This is a genomic window from Neisseria sp. RH3002v2g (genome assembly GCF_014596425.2).
Classification (GTDB): Bacteria; Pseudomonadota; Gammaproteobacteria; order Burkholderiales; family Neisseriaceae; genus Neisseria.
On record NZ_CP110721.1, the window covers coordinates 897770 to 915512 of the forward strand.

Sequence of the window (17743 nt, forward strand, 5' to 3'; positions counted from 1 at the left end):
AATACTGCTTAAAGCCCCAATGCCTGAGCGTGAAACTCAATATGCGAATCGATAAAGCTGGCAATAAAGAAATAGTCATGCCCATAGCCCGGGCGTACTTTATATTGGATATTGAAACCTTTTTCGCGTGCTGAGCGGACAAACCCTTCCGGTTGCAGGACTTCAGGATACAAAGTATCTTCACTGCCGACATCAATCAAAACAGGCAATTTATGCGAGGCCGTCTGAAGCAGCTCTGTACTGTCATAACGTTTCCATGTTTCCACGTTTTGACCCAAATAAGCTGACAACGCCAGCCTGCCACCTTCCGTATCGATAGGATGACATAAAGGCGCAAAGGCAGAAACTGCAGCATATCGGCCGGGATGCTTCAAAGCCAAATGCAGCGCTCCATGCCCGCCCATGCTGAAACCTGCAATGCTGCGCTCTTTCGTTACCGGGAAATGATGCTCGATCACATCAGGCAATTCTTGGCTGATATAGCTTTCCATTTGGTAATACTGCGCCCAAGGTGCTTCAGTTGCATTGACATAAAATCCGGCGCCCTGTCCAAGATAATGTTCTTCACTGTCGGCAACATGCTGACCGCGTGGCGAGGTATCCGGGAAAACCACAATAATATTCCATTGCGCCGCAAAACGTTGGATTCCGCTTTGCTGAACCAATTCAGAACCATCACTATTTAAACCGGAAAGAAAATATAAAACAGGCGCGGGATAGCCTTTTAAAACTTGTGGTGGCAGATAGACATCAAATACCATATCCGTCCGGCAGGTTTGAGAAAAATGGCGGTAGCGTTCCTGATGCCCGTTAAACATCTTTCTGCGTTCCAGCAAATGCAATTCTGAATTTTTCATTTTATTCCTTGTAAGGAAACAACAATAAGCAGAATGTTAGCGCAAAACCTGCCCATCGTGTTGTTGCCCCATCTTTTTAAGGCGACCAAATCTACTTTAAACAAGGCTTGCCAATCATGCGAAATCATTACGCTGACAGCATTTAAAATCTATACACAATCTCTGTGGATAAATCTGTTGATAAGCTTTGGGTAATCGTAAAATTTTCTTTAGGAACAAACCAAGTCTTAAATTGACTAAAATTTAATCAAATAAAATTCAATAAAATCAAATAGTTATATTTATAATATTTTACTATAATCATACAGTGAAAATTTATAGGTAAAACAAGGTTATGCGACTTTGTGTATAAATTAGGGTTGACATCCCTAAAAATCGCCCCGAATCAAAAGCTGTGTAAAACAACGGCCGATTTCATCCGATACCATTCAAAAGACACGCGGCCATACATTTTGCGTTACAATACGCACTTATTTTTAAGAAAGAAAAATACGCCATGAAAGCCTCCCAGTTCTTCATTTCCACCCTTAAAGAAGCCCCCGCCGAAGCCGCACTTGCCAGCCACAAGCTGATGATTCGTGCCGGTTTGATCAAAGCCAACGCGTCCGGTCTTTATACTTGGATGCCAATGGGTCTGCGCGTATTGCGCAAAGTTGAAAATATCGTGCGCGAAGAAATGGCCCGCGCAGGTAGCGTGGAGCTGCTGATGCCGGTGGTACAACCTGCCGAGCTGTGGCAAGAATCCGGCCGCTGGGAGTTTTACGGTAAAGAACTGCTGCGCCTGAAAGACCGTCATGACCGCGATTTCTGCATGGGGCCAACCTGTGAAGAAGTTATTGCCGACATCGTACGCAAAGAAGTCAACAGCTATAAACAACTGCCGAAAAACTTTTACCACATCCAAACCAAATTCCGCGATGAAGTGCGCCCGCGTTTCGGTGTGATGCGCGCGCGCGAATTCGTCATGAAAGACGCTTATTCCTTCCATGCCGACTACGCCTCGCTTCAGACGACCTATCAGGATATGTACGACGCTTACTGCCGTATCTTTACCCGTCTGGGCTTGGAATTCCGCCCTGTTGCTGCAGATACCGGCAGCATCGGCGGCACCGGCTCTCACGAATTCCAAGTATTGGCTGAAAGCGGCGAAGACGTTATCGCATACAGCGATACTTCCGATTACGCCGCCAATATCGAATTGGCACCGACTTTGCCACTCAAAGGCGAACGCGCCGCCGCTCAGGCCGAATTAACCAAAATACATACGCCAAACGTCAAAACCATTGAGTCTTTAGTTGAATTCCTCAATATTCCGGTTGAACAAACCCTGAAATCCATCGTGGTCGAAGGCGAAAACGAAGGCGAACTCGTCCTGCTACTGTTGCGTGGCGACCATGAATTTAACGACATCAAGGCGGAAAAACTGGCCGGCGTGAAATCGCCACTGACCATGGCAAGCCCTGCCGCGATTGTTGAACAGTTCGGCGCAAACAGTGGCTCTCTCGGCCCTGTCGGCTTCAAAGGCAAAGTCTATGCCGATTTCGCTACCGAAAAAGGCGCAGACTGGGTTATCGGCGCGAACGAAGACGACTACCACTATACCGGCTTCAACTTCGGCCGCGATGCTGCCGAGCCTGAATTTGTCGATTTGCGCAATGTCATCGAAGGCGACATCAGCCCTGACGAACAAGGCCGTCTGAAACTGGCGCGCGGTATTGAAGTCGGTCACGTTTTCCAATTGCGCGACAAATATACCCAAGCCATGAACGTCAGCTTCTTGGATAACAACGGCAAATCCCAAATCATGGAAATGGGCTGCTACGGTATCGGTATTACCCGCGTTGTGGCCGCCGCCATCGAGCAAAACAACGACGAAAAAGGCATTATCTGGACCAAAGCAATGGCGCCGTTTGAAGTTGTGATCGTGCCGATGAACTACAAAAAATCAGATGCCGTACGCGAGGCCGCCGACAAAATCTATGCCGAGCTTCTGGCCGCAGGCGCGGATGTATTGCTGGATGACCGCGACGAACGTGCAGGCGTTTTGCTGAATGACTCCGAACTGCTGGGCATTCCTCACCGCATCGTCATCGGCGATCGCGCCTTAAAAGAAGGCAATGTCGAATATGCCGAACGCCGTGACAATCAGGCTCAAGCCGTTGCAGTATCAGAAGTTGTCGCCAAGGTTTTGGCCGCTCTGAAAGCTTAAGTTTTTTCAATGATAAAAAGGCCGTCTGAAACTGATTATTTCGTTTCAGACGGCCTTTTTCTGTTTTAATAAATAATGTTTTTTCCGTAACTCTCTAATATTTCTTTGATTTTCAAAATGGTTTCTTTGGGCGGCGGATGTACGCCTGTTAATTTGTATTCGTCGCCGCACAAAGCCCATTTGTGTGCACCCAATTCGTGATACGGCAAAAGCTCGACCATTTCGACATTATCCATATCACCGATAAACTCGCCCAATAAATGCGCCGACCGCTCATCATCGGTATAACCGGGAACAACCACATAACGTACCCGTGTCGGCTGATTGCGTTCGGCAAGATAGCGCGCGAATTTCAGCGTTTTGGTATTGGGAATACCGACGAGCACTTTATGAATTTCAGGATCGATTTGTTTCAAGTCGAGCATGACCAAATTGGTATGATCAAGCAAATCATCCAAAATCGAATCATAGTGCAAAGCATAGCCATTACTGTCGAGACAGGTATGGATATCGTGTTCCCGACAGGCCGTAAACCAATCGCGTACAAACTCATATTGCAATAACGGCTCGCCGCCGGTTGCCGTTACGCCTCCGCCTGTCGCACGCAGATAATGGCGATAGGTCATGACCTGCTTCATCACGGTTGCCACATCCAATTCCTGCGCCTGCTCGGTATGCAAATCCCAAGTATCGCGATTATGGCAATAAAGGCAACGCATCAGGCAACCTTGCAAAAAGAGCACGTAGCGCAAACCCGGACCATCGACAGCGCCACAAGATTCAATCGAATGAATAATGCCTTTGCCGTTATAGTGGCGGTGGCCAAGGTTTTTCAGTTCCGGCTCGGGAGTGATAGAAAAAGTCGTGGACATGGTGTTCGGCTCAAAAATAATTTTGCTGATGTGAATTGTACGATAATAAAGGCCGTCTGAACATTTCAGACGGCCTTGGAGCTTTGTTTCAAAACAAACCAAATGCAAATTTAGCTTCTGGTTTGTTTTGCCACCCGGATCACATGGTTTCTGTGAACGTACGGGTAATCACGTCAAGCTGTTGTTCGCGGGTCAGCGAGTTGAAGCGAACCGCATAACCGGACACACGAATGGTCAACTGCGGATATTTCTCCGGATGATGCATCGCATCTTCCAAAGTTTCGCGGTTCAATACATTGACGTTCAAGTGTTGGCCGCCTTCCACTTCTCCTTCTTCATGGTGGAAATAACCGTCCATCAAACCGGCAAGGTTGCGTTCGCGAGAATGCTCGTCTTTACCCAACGCGCCGGGAATAATAGAGAAGGTGTAGGAAATACCGTCTTTGGCAAACTCAAATGGCAGTTTGGCTACGGAAGTCAATGAAGCGACTGCACCGTTAACATCGCGGCCGTGCATTGGGTTTGCACCCGGACCAAACGGAGCGCCTGCGCGGCGGCCGTCCGGAGTATTACCGGTTTTCTTACCGTAAACAACGTTGGAAGTAATGGTCAACACAGACTGAGTCGGAGTGGCGTTGCGGTAAGTTTTGTGGGTGGCCACTTTTTTCATGAAGCGTTCCACCAAGTCGCAGGCGATGTCGTCCACACGGTCGTCGTTGTTACCGAATTGTGGGTATTCTCCTTCGATTTCGAAGTCAACAGCAATACCGTTTTCATCACGAATCGGTTTCACTTTGGCGTATTTGATGGCGGACAATGAGTCGGCTGCCACAGACAAACCGGCGATACCGCAGGCCATCGTACGTTTCACATCACGGTCATGCAACGCCATCAACGCGGCTTCGTAGCTGTATTTGTCGTGCATGTAGTGAATAATGTTCAGCGCGGTAACGTATTGGGTTGCCAACCAATCCATGAATTTGTCCATGCGCTCAAAGACAGTGTCGTAGTCCAAAACTTCGTCCATAATCGGCTCGGTTTTCGGACCGACCTGCTCTTTAGACTTTTCATCCACGCCGCCGTTGATTGCGTACAGCAGTGTTTTCGCCAAGTTGGCGCGTGCACCGAAGAACTGCATTTGTTTGCCGACCACCATCGGGCTGACGCAGCAGGCAATGGCGTAGTCGTCGCTGTTAAAGTCAGGGCGCATCAAATCGTCGTTTTCGTATTGGATGGACGAAGTATCGATGGATACTTTGGCGCAGAATTCTTTAAAGCCTTGCGGCAGTTGTTCTGACCACAATACGGTGATGTTTGGCTCAGGAGACGGCCCCATGTTGTACAAGGTGTGCAGCACGCGGAAGTTGGTGCGCGTTACCAAGGTACGGCCGTCCAAGCCCATACCACCGATGGATTCGGTTGCCCAAATCGGGTCGCCAGAGAAGAGTTGGTCGTATTCGGGCGTACGCAGGAAACGAACCATACGCAGTTTCATTACCAAGTGGTCGATAAATTCTTGCGCTTGGGTTTCGGTAATCACACCGTTTTTCAGGTCGCGCTCGATGTAAATATCCAAGAACGAAGACACACGGCCGAAGGACATCGCCGCACCGTTTTGAGATTTAACGGCGGCAAGGTAGGCGAAGTAAGTCCATTGGATGGCTTCTTGTGCATTTTTTGCAGGGCCGGAAATGTCGTAGCCGTAAGAAGCCGCCATTTCTTTCATTTGACCCAAGGCTTTGTATTGTTCGTTGATTTCTTCGCGACGGCGGATGACTTCTTCCAAGTCCACACCATTTTCCAAATCGGCTTGCAGTGAGTTGAACTGGTTGAGTTTGTCTTTCATCAAAAAGTCGATACCGTACAATGCCACACGACGGTAGTCGCCGATAATACGGCCACGGCCGTAAGCATCCGGCAGGCCGGTAATCACGCCTGACTTACGGCAGCGGCGGATGTCGGGCGTATAAACGTCAAACACGCCTTGGTTGTGGGTTTTGCGGTATTTGGTGAAAATTTCGCTGACTTCAGGATTCAATTCAACGTTGTACACTTTGCACGCGTCTTGCACCATTTTCAAACCGCCAAACGGCATGATAGAGCGTTTCAAAGGCTCGTCTGTTTGCAGGCCGACGATGGTTTCCAAATCTTTGTCGATATAGCCTGGAGCATGGCTGGTAATGCCGGAGACGATTTGCGCATCGATTTTATACGGCTCGTGTGTACGGTTTTCAACCTTGATGCCTTCCATCACTTCCGCCCACAGTTTGGTTGTGGCTTCGGTTGCAGGTGCTAAGAATGAAGCATCGCCCTCATATGGCGTGTAGTTTTTTTGAATAAAATCGCGGACATCTACGTTGGTTTCCCAGTTGCCACCGACAAAACCTTCCCAGGCGGCAGGACGTTGCTGAACATCATTTGACATATCAAGCTCCTAATTTTATTGAAAATATAGACTGTAAATTTTCTAAAAGGATAACATCAATACCCATTTATTTACAGAGGTTTTTGTGAAATAAAATTACAGATTTGGTTTTTCTTGATTTACGTCAATGAGAATAATTGTTACTTGGCACTACATCTCACTTTCCAAACATTTGTACTTCAAAACGGCGTAAAATACAAAATTCAGCCCTAAAGACAGACGTCTTTCAGGGCTGAATTTTTATTGCATTGCATATATAAAGGCCATCTGAAAAATTCAGACGGCCTTTATTCACTTCATCAATTAAGCAAACGGATGGTGCAAAACGATGGTTTCTTCACGGTCAGGACCGGTTGAAACAATGGCCACAGGCGCACCGCAAACTTCTTCAATACGTTTCAGGTAAGCTTTAGCGTTTTCAGGCAGCTTGTCGTACTCTTTCACGCCGAAAGTCGACTCGCTCCAACCCGGCATGGTTTCGTAAATCGGTTTACAGGTTTCCACCGCGTCAGAGCCGCAAGGCAGAATGTCGGTTTTGCTGCCATCAGGCAATTCATAGCCTACGCAGATATTGATGTTCTCAATACCGTCCATGACATCCAGCTTGGTAATGCACATGCCGGAAATGCCGTTAACTTGAATGGAGCGTTTCAACGCAGCCGCGTCAAACCAACCGCAACGACGCGCACGACCGGTTACGGAGCCGAACTCATGACCACGCTCAGCCAAACCTGCGCCTACTTCGTCAAACAATTCAGTCGGGAATGGGCCGGAACCCACACGGGTGGTATAGGCTTTAACGATACCCAAAACGTAATCCAGCATTTGCGGGCCCACGCCTGCACCGGCAGAAGCGGCACCAGCTAAGCAGTTGGACGAAGTTACAAACGGATAAGTACCGTAGTCGATGTCCAGCAACGTACCTTGCGCGCCTTCAAACAACAGGCTTTCGCCTTTACGGTTTTTCTCGTTCAAAACACGGGAAACATCGGTAATCATCGGCGTAATGCGCGGCGCAACTTTTTCGATGACCGCCATCACGTCTTCAAGTTTTACCGGCTCGGCATGGTGCAGGTGTTGCAGCTGGACATTGTAATAAGTCAAAACAGCTTCCAGTTTATCAACCAGTTTTTCAGGGTGCAACAAGTCCACCACGCGAATCGCGCGACGGGCAACTTTATCTTCATAAGCCGGGCCGATGCCGCGACCGGTTGTACCAATTTTGCTTTTACCGCGGGAAGCTTCGCGTGCTTGGTCAAGCGCAATGTGGTAAGGCAGAATCAATGGGCAGGTCGGCGCAATTTTCAGACGGCCTTCAACGTTTTTCACACCGGCGGCGTTCAATTCGTCGATTTCACCCAACAATGCTTCAGGAGAAACCACGACACCCGAACCAATGAAGCAGTCTAAAGTCTCATGCAAAATGCCGCTTGGAATCAGGCGCAAAATGGTTTTTTTGCCGCCGACAACCAAAGTATGGCCAGCATTGTGGCCGCCTTGGAAACGTACAACACCGCTGGTTTCTTCCGCCAGCCAGTCAACAATCTTACCTTTGCCTTCATCACCCCATTGGGCACCGATTACGACAACATTTTTAGCCATAGCTATCTAACCTTATTTCAGATACAAAATTTCAAAATAAAACTCAATCATTCAAAGCGATTACTTTCCAAACGCCGTCCACTTGTTTCAGACGGCCTGTAACTTCTCCCGAACCGTTGTAGCCGATACCGTAATCGATAACGACACATTGTCCTTGTTCGCGCAAAGCATCTACCACTTCTTGAGCCGCAGGCATGTCTTTGACATCGACAGCCACCACGGATTCCCGTCCGATAGCAGGAAGGCGGCCGATGAAGCTGCGCAAATCAAAACTGAATCCAGCAGCAGGACGTGCGCGTCCGAAGTATCCGCCCAATCCGTCATAACGGCCGCCGCGTGCCACGGCATCATAAAGATTTGAACCATAGGCTGCGTAAAGCAAACCGGTATGGTAATTGTCAACGCGCAATTCCGATAAATCGATATGCACTTTTTGATTTGGGAACGCGTCGCATACGGCCTGCAATTCATCCAGCGCCGCACTGACTGCGGATAATTCCGGTAATTTCTCACGGGCCAAAGTCAGCACTTCGCGACCGCCGTACAGTCGGGGCAACAGTGAAAACGCTTTTGCCCACATGCCGTCGAGCTTCCACTCTTTGACCAACTGGCTGACAGCCTCGGCATCTTTGTCCTGCATCAATGACAACAGGGTTGCCGATTGTTGCTCGTCCAAATGAGCGGCATTTGCCAAAGCACGGAATACACCGATATGGCCTAATGAAAGCAAAACTTCGCCCATATCGGCGATTTTCATGCTTTTCAGCATCAAATCAATCAATTCGATGTCCGCTTCAATGCCTTCCAAGCCGTACATTTCCGCACCGGCCTGCAAAGGCTCGCGCATATTGAGCAATCCGTCAGGCCGCGCATGAAGCACCGAGCCGGCATAGCACAAACGATTAATGCCTTGATTGGCGGAAAGCAAATGGGCATCAATGCGCGCCACCTGCGGCGTAATATCCGCGCGAATACCGAGCTGGCGGCCGCTGAGCTGATCGACGACCAAAATGGTTTTCAAAGACAAACCGGCATCGATATGCGTCAATAAGGAATGGCTGTATTCCATCAACGGCGGCTGCACCAATTCGTAACCATGCACGCGAAACAAAGCCAACAGCCGCTCACGGGCACTTTCCAATTGTCGCGCATTGGTCGGCAATACGTCGGCGACGTGTTCAGGAAGCTGCCAAGACTTCATGAGAATCTACCTCTGTTTTTTGTAAACACAAAGGGCTGCTTAAATTTAAAACCAAATCAGCCTGACGACTGAAATTTTCCTGAATGCATCAATGGCACATCCGATGCAGCTTCAACAAAACTGATTTTAAATTTAAACAGCCCCTGAGTGACGGCTTCAAACCGTCGAGTTATTAAAATCAGACTTTACCATATTAAAACAAATTTTGCACCCTGTTTGCAGGAAACGTAAAAAAACATTAAAAACAAAGGCCGTCTGAAAACCAAATGCATAGATGCATCATTTTCAGACGGCCTTATTCATGTCTGAACAACCCCACGCTTAACGCCAGTAACGCCACCAAGGCATATCGTCAGATCGCCATTCGTGTTGCAAGAACGGGCTTTGAGGGAAGTTGGTTTCCAAAACGCGGCGTGTATCGGCGGCCAGTTGCGGCTTGTCCAGTTTTTTGTACGCCAATTCCATCATCGCCAAAGCTTCTTCGACATAACGGGTATTTTGGTAACGGCTGACGATTTTTTGCGCACGGTTGGCCGCTGCGACATAAGCACCGCGTTTCATGTAATAACGCGCCACAGACATTTCGTTACCGCCCAAAGCGTCCACCAGCTTGGCCATGCGTTCGGTTGCATCGGCAGCGTATTTGCTGTTTGGATAACGTTGCACCAACTCGGCAAACGCCTGATAAGCATCGCGGTTGGCTTTCGGGTCGCGGTCGGACCAGTCTTGGGAAGCCAGCTTGTTCAAGAAAGACTGGTCTTCGTTAAACAGGACCAAACCTTTCAAGTACAGCGCGTAGTCCATATTCGGATGTTGCGGATGATGGCGTTGGAAGCGCGCAATGGCAGCCAAGGCTTTTTCCGGCTCATCGTCTTTATAATAGGCATACGCCGTATCCAACTGGGACTGCTGGGCATAGCGGCCGTTTGGAAAACGGGATTCTAAAATTTCGTATAACTTGACAGCTCGCGTATAATTGTTGCTGTTCAATTCGTCTTGCGCTTCGGCATAAAGCTTTTCCACACTCCAATCTTGAGTAATTTGGGCGTCTTTATCGATTGTGCCTTTATTTGCGCAGGCACTCAGTGCCAAACCTAAAGAAACTACTAAAAGAATTTTTTTCATGCAGAATACTTCCTTTGATAACGAAGCCGATTATAGCGATGATTTAGACTTTCCGTCATCCCCTGAAACAGAAAGTTGTGTTAATTTGACCGTTCCGCTCGAAATGGCGGGCGGAAGGCTGGATGCCGTATTGGCCAAACTCATGCCCGACTACTCGCGCAGCCGCCTGAGTTCGTGGATTAAAGAGGGTGCAGTCATTGTAAACGATAAGCCCGCTCAACCCAAAGACAAAATGATAGGCGGTGAATTGATTGCCGTTACGGTACGTCCGAGCGAAGAAAACCTCGCGTTCACGCCCGAACCCATGGATTTGGACATTATTTATGAAGACGATACCGTCATCGTCATCAACAAACCGGCCGGATTGGTCGTCCACCCTGCCGCAGGCAACTGGAGCGGTACCCTGCTCAACGGCCTGCTGGCACACTGTCCCGAATTAAGCCAAGTGCCGCGTGCAGGCATCGTACACCGTTTGGACAAAGAAACCAGCGGCCTGATGGTGGTCGCCAAGACCCTGCCGGCGCAAAACTCACTGGTTCAACAGCTTCAAGAGCGCACAGTCAAACGCATTTACCGCGCAGTCGCCAACGGCATTGTTCCTTTTGACGGCAAAATCGAAACCCAAATCGGCCGCGATCCGCACAACCGCCTGAAAATGGCAGTCGTCAAATTCGGCGGCAAACCTGCCATTACCCACGTCAAAGTGTTGGAACGTTATCTGGCACACAGCTACATCGAATGCTCGCTCGAAACCGGCCGCACGCACCAAATCCGCGTCCATATGCGCGAAGCCAACCATCCGCTGGCCGCCGACCCTGTTTACGGCAACCTGCGCCACCCGTGCAGCGACGCGGTTAAAGAAGCCGTCAAAGCCCTCGGCGCGCGCCAAGCCCTGCATGCCTACCGCTTGAGCTTTGTGCATCCGAAAACCGGCGAAACCGTTTCCTTTGAAGCGCCTATGCCTGACGATATGTACCACCTGCTTTCCGTCCTGCGTTTGGAAGCCGGTTTGGATTCGTCTTTAAGTAATGAGGAAGAATGGCAGGAGAAATTCAGTACGGACGATGACGACGATTGGAATGAAGACGACTACGATGTCGAAGTCGTTTATGTAAGGGATTAAACCCATTTTTCAGACGGCCTAAAATATTATTTCAGGCCGTCTGAAATCAATCCGTTCCAATATTTCAGCGATTCAAAGATTATGAAAACCATCACAGAAACTCTAAACCTCGCCCCGCAAGACAAGAATTTTTTGACTGCCGACTGGCCTGCCCCTACCAATGTTAAAACGCTTATTACCACGCGCAACGGCGGTGTCAGCGAAGGCGTGTACCGCAGCCTGAATGTCGGTTCGCACGTCGGCGACAATCTGCAAGCCGTGCTCCGCAACCGCGAAATCGTGCAGGAACAAGTCGGCCTGCCCGTTGCCTACCTTAATCAAATCCACAGCACCATTGTTGTAAATGCCGCCGAAGCGTTGGGCAATACGCCCGACGCCGATGCCTCGGTGGATACGACGGGCACGGTCGCCTGCGCTTCCATGACTGCCGACTGCCTGCCCGTCTTGTTTTGCGACAAAGCAGGGACGGTGGTTGCGGCAGCCCATGCGGGTTGGCGCGGTTTGGCCGGCGGTGTTTTGCAAAACACCATTGCGGCAATGAAGGTCGAGCCGTTGGAAATCATGGCCTATCTCGCCCCTGCCATCGGCCCTGATGCGTTTGAGGTAGGGCAAGATGTATTTGATGCGTTTTGCACACCCATGCCGGAAGCTGCCGATGCGTTTGAAGACATCGGCGGCGGCAAATACCTTGCCGACATTTACGCTTTGGCGCGCATAATTCTGCACCGCGAAGGCGTGAACATGATTTATGGCGGCACCCATTGCACTGTTTTGGAACGCGATACTTTCTTCTCCTACCGCCGCGACGGACAAACCGGCCGCATGGTCAGCCTGATTTGGTTGGAAAAATAAGATTTGCACTATCAAAGACAAGGCCGTCTGAAATACTTTCCGTTTACGGTTTCAGACGGCCTAAACATTATTCGTTATAATCCGACGATACCGTAACCGGTTTCAACGAAGGAATATCCAATGAAAAAAATCCTATTGCCTGCAATCGCCCTATTGCTTGCCTCTTGCGGTTTCCACCTGAAAGGCACAGGCGTGACTTCTCAGCCGCTGCCTTATCAGAACTGGCATGTAGAAGGCGGAGCCGTCATGCAAAAAGCGCTGGAAAATGCCTTACGCCGTGCCGACGGTCATCCAGTTAGCGAAGCCGAATCACAAATCACCCTGCGCGTTGTCGACTTCCAAAAACGCCGCGACATCTACACCATCACCCGCGCCGCCGCAATCAACGAATACTTGCTGGCCATGACCGTCAAAGCCCAAGCCTTCCGCAACGGCGAGCCGGTTGGCGAACCGATGGAAGTTAAGGTTCACCGCACCATGGACTACGCCGACAGCGAAGTTTTGGGCAAACAGGAAGAGGAAGAAACCATTTGGTCTGAAATGCGCATCGACGCCGCAGATCAAATCGTCCGCCGCCTGACTTTCCTGAAAGCGCAATAATGGCTGCCGCGCCCATTGAGAGCCTGCGCCCCGATACGCCACTCAAGCCGTTGTACATCATCCACGGAGAAGAGGATTTGTTGCGCATCGAGGCTTTGGATACGCTGCGCGCAGCCGCAAAAAAACAAGGTTATCTCAACCGTGAAGTCTATACCGCCGAAAACAATTTTGACTGGAACGAGCTGTTGCAAAGCGCCGGCAGCGCAGGTTTGTTTGCCGACTTGAAACTGCTGGAAATCCATATTCCCAACGGCAAACCCGGCAAAAACGGAGGCGATGCCCTGCAAGCCTTCGCCGAACGCCTGCCCGAAGATACAGTTACGCTCATCCTCCTGCCCAAGCTTGAAAAAGCGCAAATCCAGTCCAAATGGTTTTCCGCATTGGCAGGCAAAGGTATCGTCTTAGAAGCCAAAACCGTTGCGCCACATGCTTTGCCGCAATGGATACAGGGCCGTCTGAAACAGCAGGGTTTGGACATCGAACCTGAAGCACTCGCCCTGTTTGCCGAGCGCGTCGAAGGCAATCTTTTAGCCGCCCGTCAGGAAATCGAAAAACTCGCCCTGCTCCATCCCGAAGGCCATTTGATCAATATTGCCGACGCAGAAGCCGCAGTTGCCACCGTCGCCCGTTTCGACGTATTCCAACTGGCCGGTGCATGGATGAAAGGCGATGCCCTGCGCGTTTCCCGTTTGCTGGATGGTTTGGAAGAAGAAGGCGAAGAGCCGGTTTTGCTGTTGTGGGCGGTTGCAGAAGATATCCGTACCCTAATCCGCCTCACTGCCGCACTAAAGCAAGGCCAAAACATCCAAAGCCTGCGCAACAGCCTGCGTTTATGGGGCGACAAGCAGACCCTTGCACCGATGGCGGCCAAACGCATTGCCATCAACCGCCTGCTCGACGCGCTCAAAACCTGCGCCAAAATCGACCGCATCATCAAAGGCGCGGAAGAAGGCGATGCATGGACCGAGTTCAAACAGCTCGTTACTTCGCTGGCCGCTTGAAACCGTTGCCGCGCGTCAAGAAACTTGCACGCAATACGCCCCAAAAACAGAAAATACTGTAAAATAGCGTAAACTCAAATCCAGGCCGTCTGAACCTCGCATTTCAGACGGCCTCTTCCAGCAAAAACAAGGAAACACCAACCGTATGGATAATAAAACCAAACTTCGCATCGGCGGCCTGGCCCTGCTGACCACTGCCGTATTAAGCCTCATCATCGTTCTGATCGTCGATTCATGGCCGCTGGCCATCCTGTTGGCCGTCATCATCGTGGCCGCTGCCGCAGGCGGTTTCGTTTGGACTTCGCGCCGTCAGCAACGCCAATTCCTCGAGCGCCTGAAAAAATTCGACATCGATCCGGAAAAAGGCCGTATCAACGAAGCCAACCTGCGCCGCATGTACCACAGCGGCGGCCAACATCAAAAAGACGCGATTACCTTGGTTTGCCTGTCGCAAAAATGTTCCGTTGACGAAGCGCACGCCATCTTTAAAAAACGTCCGACCCGTCAGGAAATGAACCAAATGGCCGCCCAACAGGCACGCGGTCAAAAACGTCCACATCGCTAATCCCGACAGTAACAGGCCGTCTGAACATCCTATCCCGTTTCAGACGGCCTGTTTTTATTGCCATCAAACCCATTTCCGTTTCCATCGCATTATGACCCGCCTTCCCACCGCCCCACTCAAACGTCGCCTCGCCGCACTGGTTTACGAACTCCTGCTGACCGGCGCCGTGACCAGCATTGCCTCCCTTGCAGCCGGTATTGCCGCCATCTTTCTCAATCCCGTTTCCACGCGCCTGTCCATGCTGACAACCTGCCTGATTCTGTTCTACGCATGGTGGCTCTACTTCCGCGCCAACTGGCACAAAAAAGGCCAAACCCTCGCCATGCAGACATGGAAAATCGGTTTGGCCGATAAAAATGATACCCAGCCATCCCTGCCGCAACTGCGCCTGCGCTTTATTTGGGCCAGCATTTTTATTATCTTCATCCCCCTGCTTGCCTACGCCGGATTGCGCCATCTGCTCAATATCCCGCCCAAAGGCGCATTCGGCGCCGCGCTCATTTGGCTCATCCTGCCATGGGGCTTCGCCCTGTTCCATCCCGACCGCCAGTTCCTCTACGACTTCTTGGCCGGAACAAGGCTGGTGGATTTGAATCAGAAGAAAACAAACGAATAAAACTCGTAAGCATCTCAAGCTCTAAATGAAATAAAGGCCGTCTGAAACTCCAGATAAGTTTCAGACGGCCTTTAATCATAACATCAATCAATAATTATTCTTGCCAACGTTTGAACACCAGCGAAGTATTGACGCCGCCAAAGGCAAAGTTATTGCTGACCACATAATCGGTTTGAATTTCACGTCCGCCTGTTTGAATGTAATCCACCTTGCCGCAACGCGGATCGATGTTTTCCAAATTGACAGTCGGCGCAAACCAACCGTTGTTCATCATTTCGATGGTGAACCAGGCTTCCAACGCGCCGCACGCGCCGAGTGTATGGCCAAGGTAGCTTTTTTGCGAACTCATGGGGATGAATCCGAACACGGCCTCGGTCGCCAATGTTTCAGCAATATCGCCTTTTTCGGTCGCCGTACCGTGGCCGCTGACATAGCCGACTTTGTCGGGCGTAATGCCTGCGTCTTGCAGCGCGAGTTCCATACATTTTTGCATGGTTTCTTTTTGCGGTTGGGTAACGTGGCTGCCGTCGCTGTTGGCACCATAGCCGACAAGCTCGGCATAGATTTTCGCACCGCGCGCACGGGCGTGTTCCAATTCTTCCAACACGAAAATGCCTGCGCCTTCGCCAATCACCAAGCCGTCACGTCCGCTGTCGTAAGGACGCGGGGTCAGTTCGGGTTCACCGTTGCGGCGGCTGGCAGCGTAGAGCGAGTCGAAAACATACACTTCGGACGGACAAAATTCTTCGCCGCCGCCAGCCAGCATCATATCAATCAGGCCGTATTTGATGGCTTCGTAGGCATAGCCTATGCCTTGACTGCCGGACGAACACGCGCTCGATGTCGGGATAATGCGGCCTTTCAAACCGAAGAAAATGCCGATATTGGCGGCAGTCGTATGCGGCATCATGCGCACATAAGTATTGGCGTTGAAATTGCGCGATGTGCCCGTTATCAAAAGTTCGCCCATATCGCCGATGTCTTTGGTACTGCCGACAGACGAGCCGCACGCTACGCCCATACGGCCGTCTGTAATGCTTTCATCACCCAGCAAGCCCGCATCCGTCAAGGCTTGTTCCGCCGCATCGACACACAAATGCGATACGCGCCCCATGCTTCTGAGCTGCTTGCGCGTCCAGTGTGCGGGAGGAGAATAGCCTTCAATCGGCGCACCCAGTTGCGCTTCCAATTCAGGAAAGCGTCCGCTCCAGTCCATGTATTTGACCGCATTTTTTTCGGCTTTAAAGGCCGTCTGAATACTTTGCCAATCACGGCCGAAGGCGGTAATACCGCCAATACCTGTTACAACGACTCTTCTGGTATTCAACACAAACCTCCGTTCACAGCAATCACTTGGCGCGTAATGTACGCCGCTTTTTCATCCATCAAAAAGCGCACCGCATGCGCCACTTCTTCCGGCAATCCCATGCGCGCGGCAGGGACGGCTTTTAAGATTTCTTCGACAGGTACGTTCTCATCGATAATATCGGTATCAATAAGGCCCGGTGCCACGCAGTTGACGGTAATTTTGCGTTTAGCCAACTCAACCGCCAAGGCTTTTGCCGCGCCGATCAAGCCCGCTTTGGACGCGCTGTAATTGACCTGACCGCGGTTGCCCGTCAAACCGGATACCGACGCCATGCACACAATACGTCCTGCTTTACGGCGGCGGATCATCGGCATGGTCAAAGGGTGCAACACATTATAAAAACCGTCCAAATTGGTACGCAGCACCAAGTCCCAATCATCATCTGTAAACGCAGGAAACGCATTGTCGCGCGTCAGGCCGGCATTCAGCACCACGCCGTAATATGTGCCGTTTGCCTCAATGTCGGCGGTCAAAATTTCACGGCAGGCTTCGCGGTCGGACACGTCAAACTGCAACACGCGCGCATTTCTACCCAATGCACGGATTTCTTCCGCGACAGCTTCCGCTTCATCACGGCGGCTGCGGCAGTGGACGACAATATCAAAACCGTCCTGCGCCAAACCAAGCGCGACGGCTTTGCCAATACCGCGATTAGACCCTGTAATTAAAATAGTTTCACTCATACGTTTTCTCACTATATCGACAGGCCGTCTGAATCTTTGTCTTTTCAGACGGCCTTGTAAACGGTTTAAATGATTTGGCCGTCTTTCGGACTGTACACATTTAAAGAGGCTTTTGCCAGCAAACCGTCCGACGGCAACAGAGGCTTCACATCTTCCGGCGCGTCCGTCCAGTGCAACTCGCAATCAAATACGCCCATACCGCCCAAATCCTGAATGGACACATGCGCCCTGACTTCCAGCTCAGTACCGACTGGCACGGAGTCGGCAAACAAATCCAGCTTGCGCGTTCCCAATAAAAAACCCAAGCGTACAGGCTCTCCGGCCTTTAAAGCCTCAATGCCTGCAAACGCGCCTATACCCTGCGCCATCAATTCCATATAAGCCATAGACGGCAACACGCCATCCTGCAGCAAAATATGCTTATCGCCAACCGGCGCACGACAAACCGTATAGTCATCGCCAAATTCTTTCACACAATCGATAAGCACCATATGTCCGCTGTGAGGAAGCAGCGAAGCCACATCATAAATCGGGGCACTCGGTATTGAAGGCATAAAATGTCATCCGGGAATAAATTACGTTACAATATGCATTATAACAGAGCCTAGCTTTTACTAACCCATTTCATTACAATGTATGAAAA

Annotated in this window: 16 protein-coding genes; 7 read left to right on the top strand and 9 right to left on the bottom strand. The window is 50.5% G+C overall.

Going from position 1 to position 17743, the window contains the following annotated elements; genetic code table 11:
- Positions 1–8: 8 nt before the first annotated feature.
- Positions 9–857, bottom strand: coding sequence for an S-formylglutathione hydrolase (gene fghA, locus BBP27_RS04280; RefSeq protein WP_188211952.1), 849 nt, complete (start codon positions 855–857; stop codon positions 9–11).
- A gap of 496 nt (positions 858–1353) precedes the next feature.
- On the opposite strand from fghA, the gene BBP27_RS04285 reads away from it, so the two are divergent.
- Complete coding sequence (locus BBP27_RS04285; RefSeq protein WP_188211951.1) at positions 1354–3066, top strand: proline--tRNA ligase; 1713 nt, start codon at positions 1354–1356, stop codon at positions 3064–3066.
- A gap of 65 nt (positions 3067–3131) precedes the next feature.
- Here BBP27_RS04285 and pflA read toward each other — a convergent pair whose 3' ends face one another.
- The 5 genes from pflA to BBP27_RS04310 form a co-directional block, all read right to left on the bottom strand.
- Positions 3132–3938: a pyruvate formate lyase 1-activating protein gene (gene pflA / locus BBP27_RS04290; RefSeq protein WP_188211950.1), complete on the bottom strand. Its 807-nt coding sequence runs from the start codon at positions 3936–3938 to the stop codon at positions 3132–3134.
- Between the two features lie 139 nt (positions 3939–4077).
- Positions 4078–6363, bottom strand: coding sequence for a formate C-acetyltransferase (gene pflB / locus BBP27_RS04295; RefSeq protein ID WP_049348204.1), 2286 nt, complete (start codon positions 6361–6363; stop codon positions 4078–4080).
- A 303-nt stretch (positions 6364–6666) separates the two neighbouring features.
- The gene (locus tag BBP27_RS04300; RefSeq protein ID WP_188211949.1) at positions 6667–7965 is read right to left on the bottom strand and encodes an adenylosuccinate synthase; all 1299 of its coding nucleotides are present in this window, start codon (positions 7963–7965) and stop codon (positions 6667–6669) included.
- A gap of 43 nt (positions 7966–8008) precedes the next feature.
- Entirely contained in the window at positions 8009–9166 is a 1158-nt protein-coding gene (locus BBP27_RS04305) for an ATP phosphoribosyltransferase regulatory subunit (protein ID WP_188211948.1), read from the bottom strand.
- Positions 9167–9487: 321 nt separating this feature from the next.
- Positions 9488–10291, bottom strand: a complete 804-nt coding sequence (locus tag BBP27_RS04310) for an outer membrane protein assembly factor BamD (protein WP_004519923.1) — start codon at positions 10289–10291, stop codon at positions 9488–9490.
- On the opposite strand from BBP27_RS04310, the gene rluD reads away from it, so the two are divergent.
- The 6 genes from rluD (at position 10290) to BBP27_RS04340 (ending at position 15048) form a co-directional block, all read left to right on the top strand.
- Positions 10290–11414 carry a 23S rRNA pseudouridine(1911/1915/1917) synthase RluD gene (gene rluD, locus BBP27_RS04315; protein WP_188211947.1) on the top strand — a complete coding sequence of 375 codons (1125 nt, stop codon included), beginning with the start codon at positions 10290–10292 and terminating at the stop codon, positions 11412–11414. The genes BBP27_RS04310 and rluD overlap by 2 nt on opposite strands.
- Positions 11415–11495: 81 nt before the next feature.
- A complete protein-coding gene (pgeF, locus tag BBP27_RS04320) occupies positions 11496–12266 on the top strand; it encodes a peptidoglycan editing factor PgeF (RefSeq protein WP_188211946.1) in 771 nt (256 codons plus the stop codon).
- A gap of 120 nt (positions 12267–12386) precedes the next feature.
- Positions 12387–12866, top strand: coding sequence for an LPS-assembly lipoprotein LptE (locus tag BBP27_RS04325; protein ID WP_070615229.1), 480 nt, complete (start codon positions 12387–12389; stop codon positions 12864–12866).
- The gene (gene holA, locus BBP27_RS04330) at positions 12866–13867 is read left to right on the top strand and encodes a DNA polymerase III subunit delta (RefSeq protein ID WP_188211945.1); all 1002 of its coding nucleotides are present in this window, start codon (positions 12866–12868) and stop codon (positions 13865–13867) included. Before BBP27_RS04325 ends, holA begins: the two co-directional genes overlap by 1 nt.
- 145 nt (positions 13868–14012) lie before the next feature.
- On the top strand, positions 14013–14432 hold the full coding sequence (locus BBP27_RS04335) for a hypothetical protein (protein WP_003746427.1): 420 nt from the start codon (positions 14013–14015) through the stop codon (positions 14430–14432).
- 91 nt (positions 14433–14523) lie between these two features.
- Positions 14524–15048 carry an RDD family protein gene (locus BBP27_RS04340; RefSeq protein WP_188211944.1) on the top strand — a complete coding sequence of 175 codons (525 nt, stop codon included), beginning with the start codon at positions 14524–14526 and terminating at the stop codon, positions 15046–15048.
- Positions 15049–15142: 94 nt separating this feature from the next.
- Here BBP27_RS04340 and BBP27_RS04345 read toward each other — a convergent pair whose 3' ends face one another.
- The 3 genes from BBP27_RS04345 to BBP27_RS04355 form a co-directional block, all read right to left on the bottom strand.
- Complete coding sequence (locus tag BBP27_RS04345) at positions 15143–16378, bottom strand: beta-ketoacyl-ACP synthase (RefSeq protein WP_188211943.1); 1236 nt, start codon at positions 16376–16378, stop codon at positions 15143–15145.
- Positions 16372–17100: a 3-oxoacyl-ACP reductase FabG gene (fabG, locus tag BBP27_RS04350; protein ID WP_003746422.1), complete on the bottom strand. Its 729-nt coding sequence runs from the start codon at positions 17098–17100 to the stop codon at positions 16372–16374. The genes BBP27_RS04345 and fabG overlap by 7 nt, the downstream gene beginning before the upstream one ends.
- 65 nt (positions 17101–17165) lie before the next feature.
- Positions 17166–17654 carry a hotdog family protein gene (locus BBP27_RS04355; RefSeq protein ID WP_168163299.1) on the bottom strand — a complete coding sequence of 163 codons (489 nt, stop codon included), beginning with the start codon at positions 17652–17654 and terminating at the stop codon, positions 17166–17168.
- Between the last annotated feature and the right edge of the window lie 89 nt (positions 17655–17743).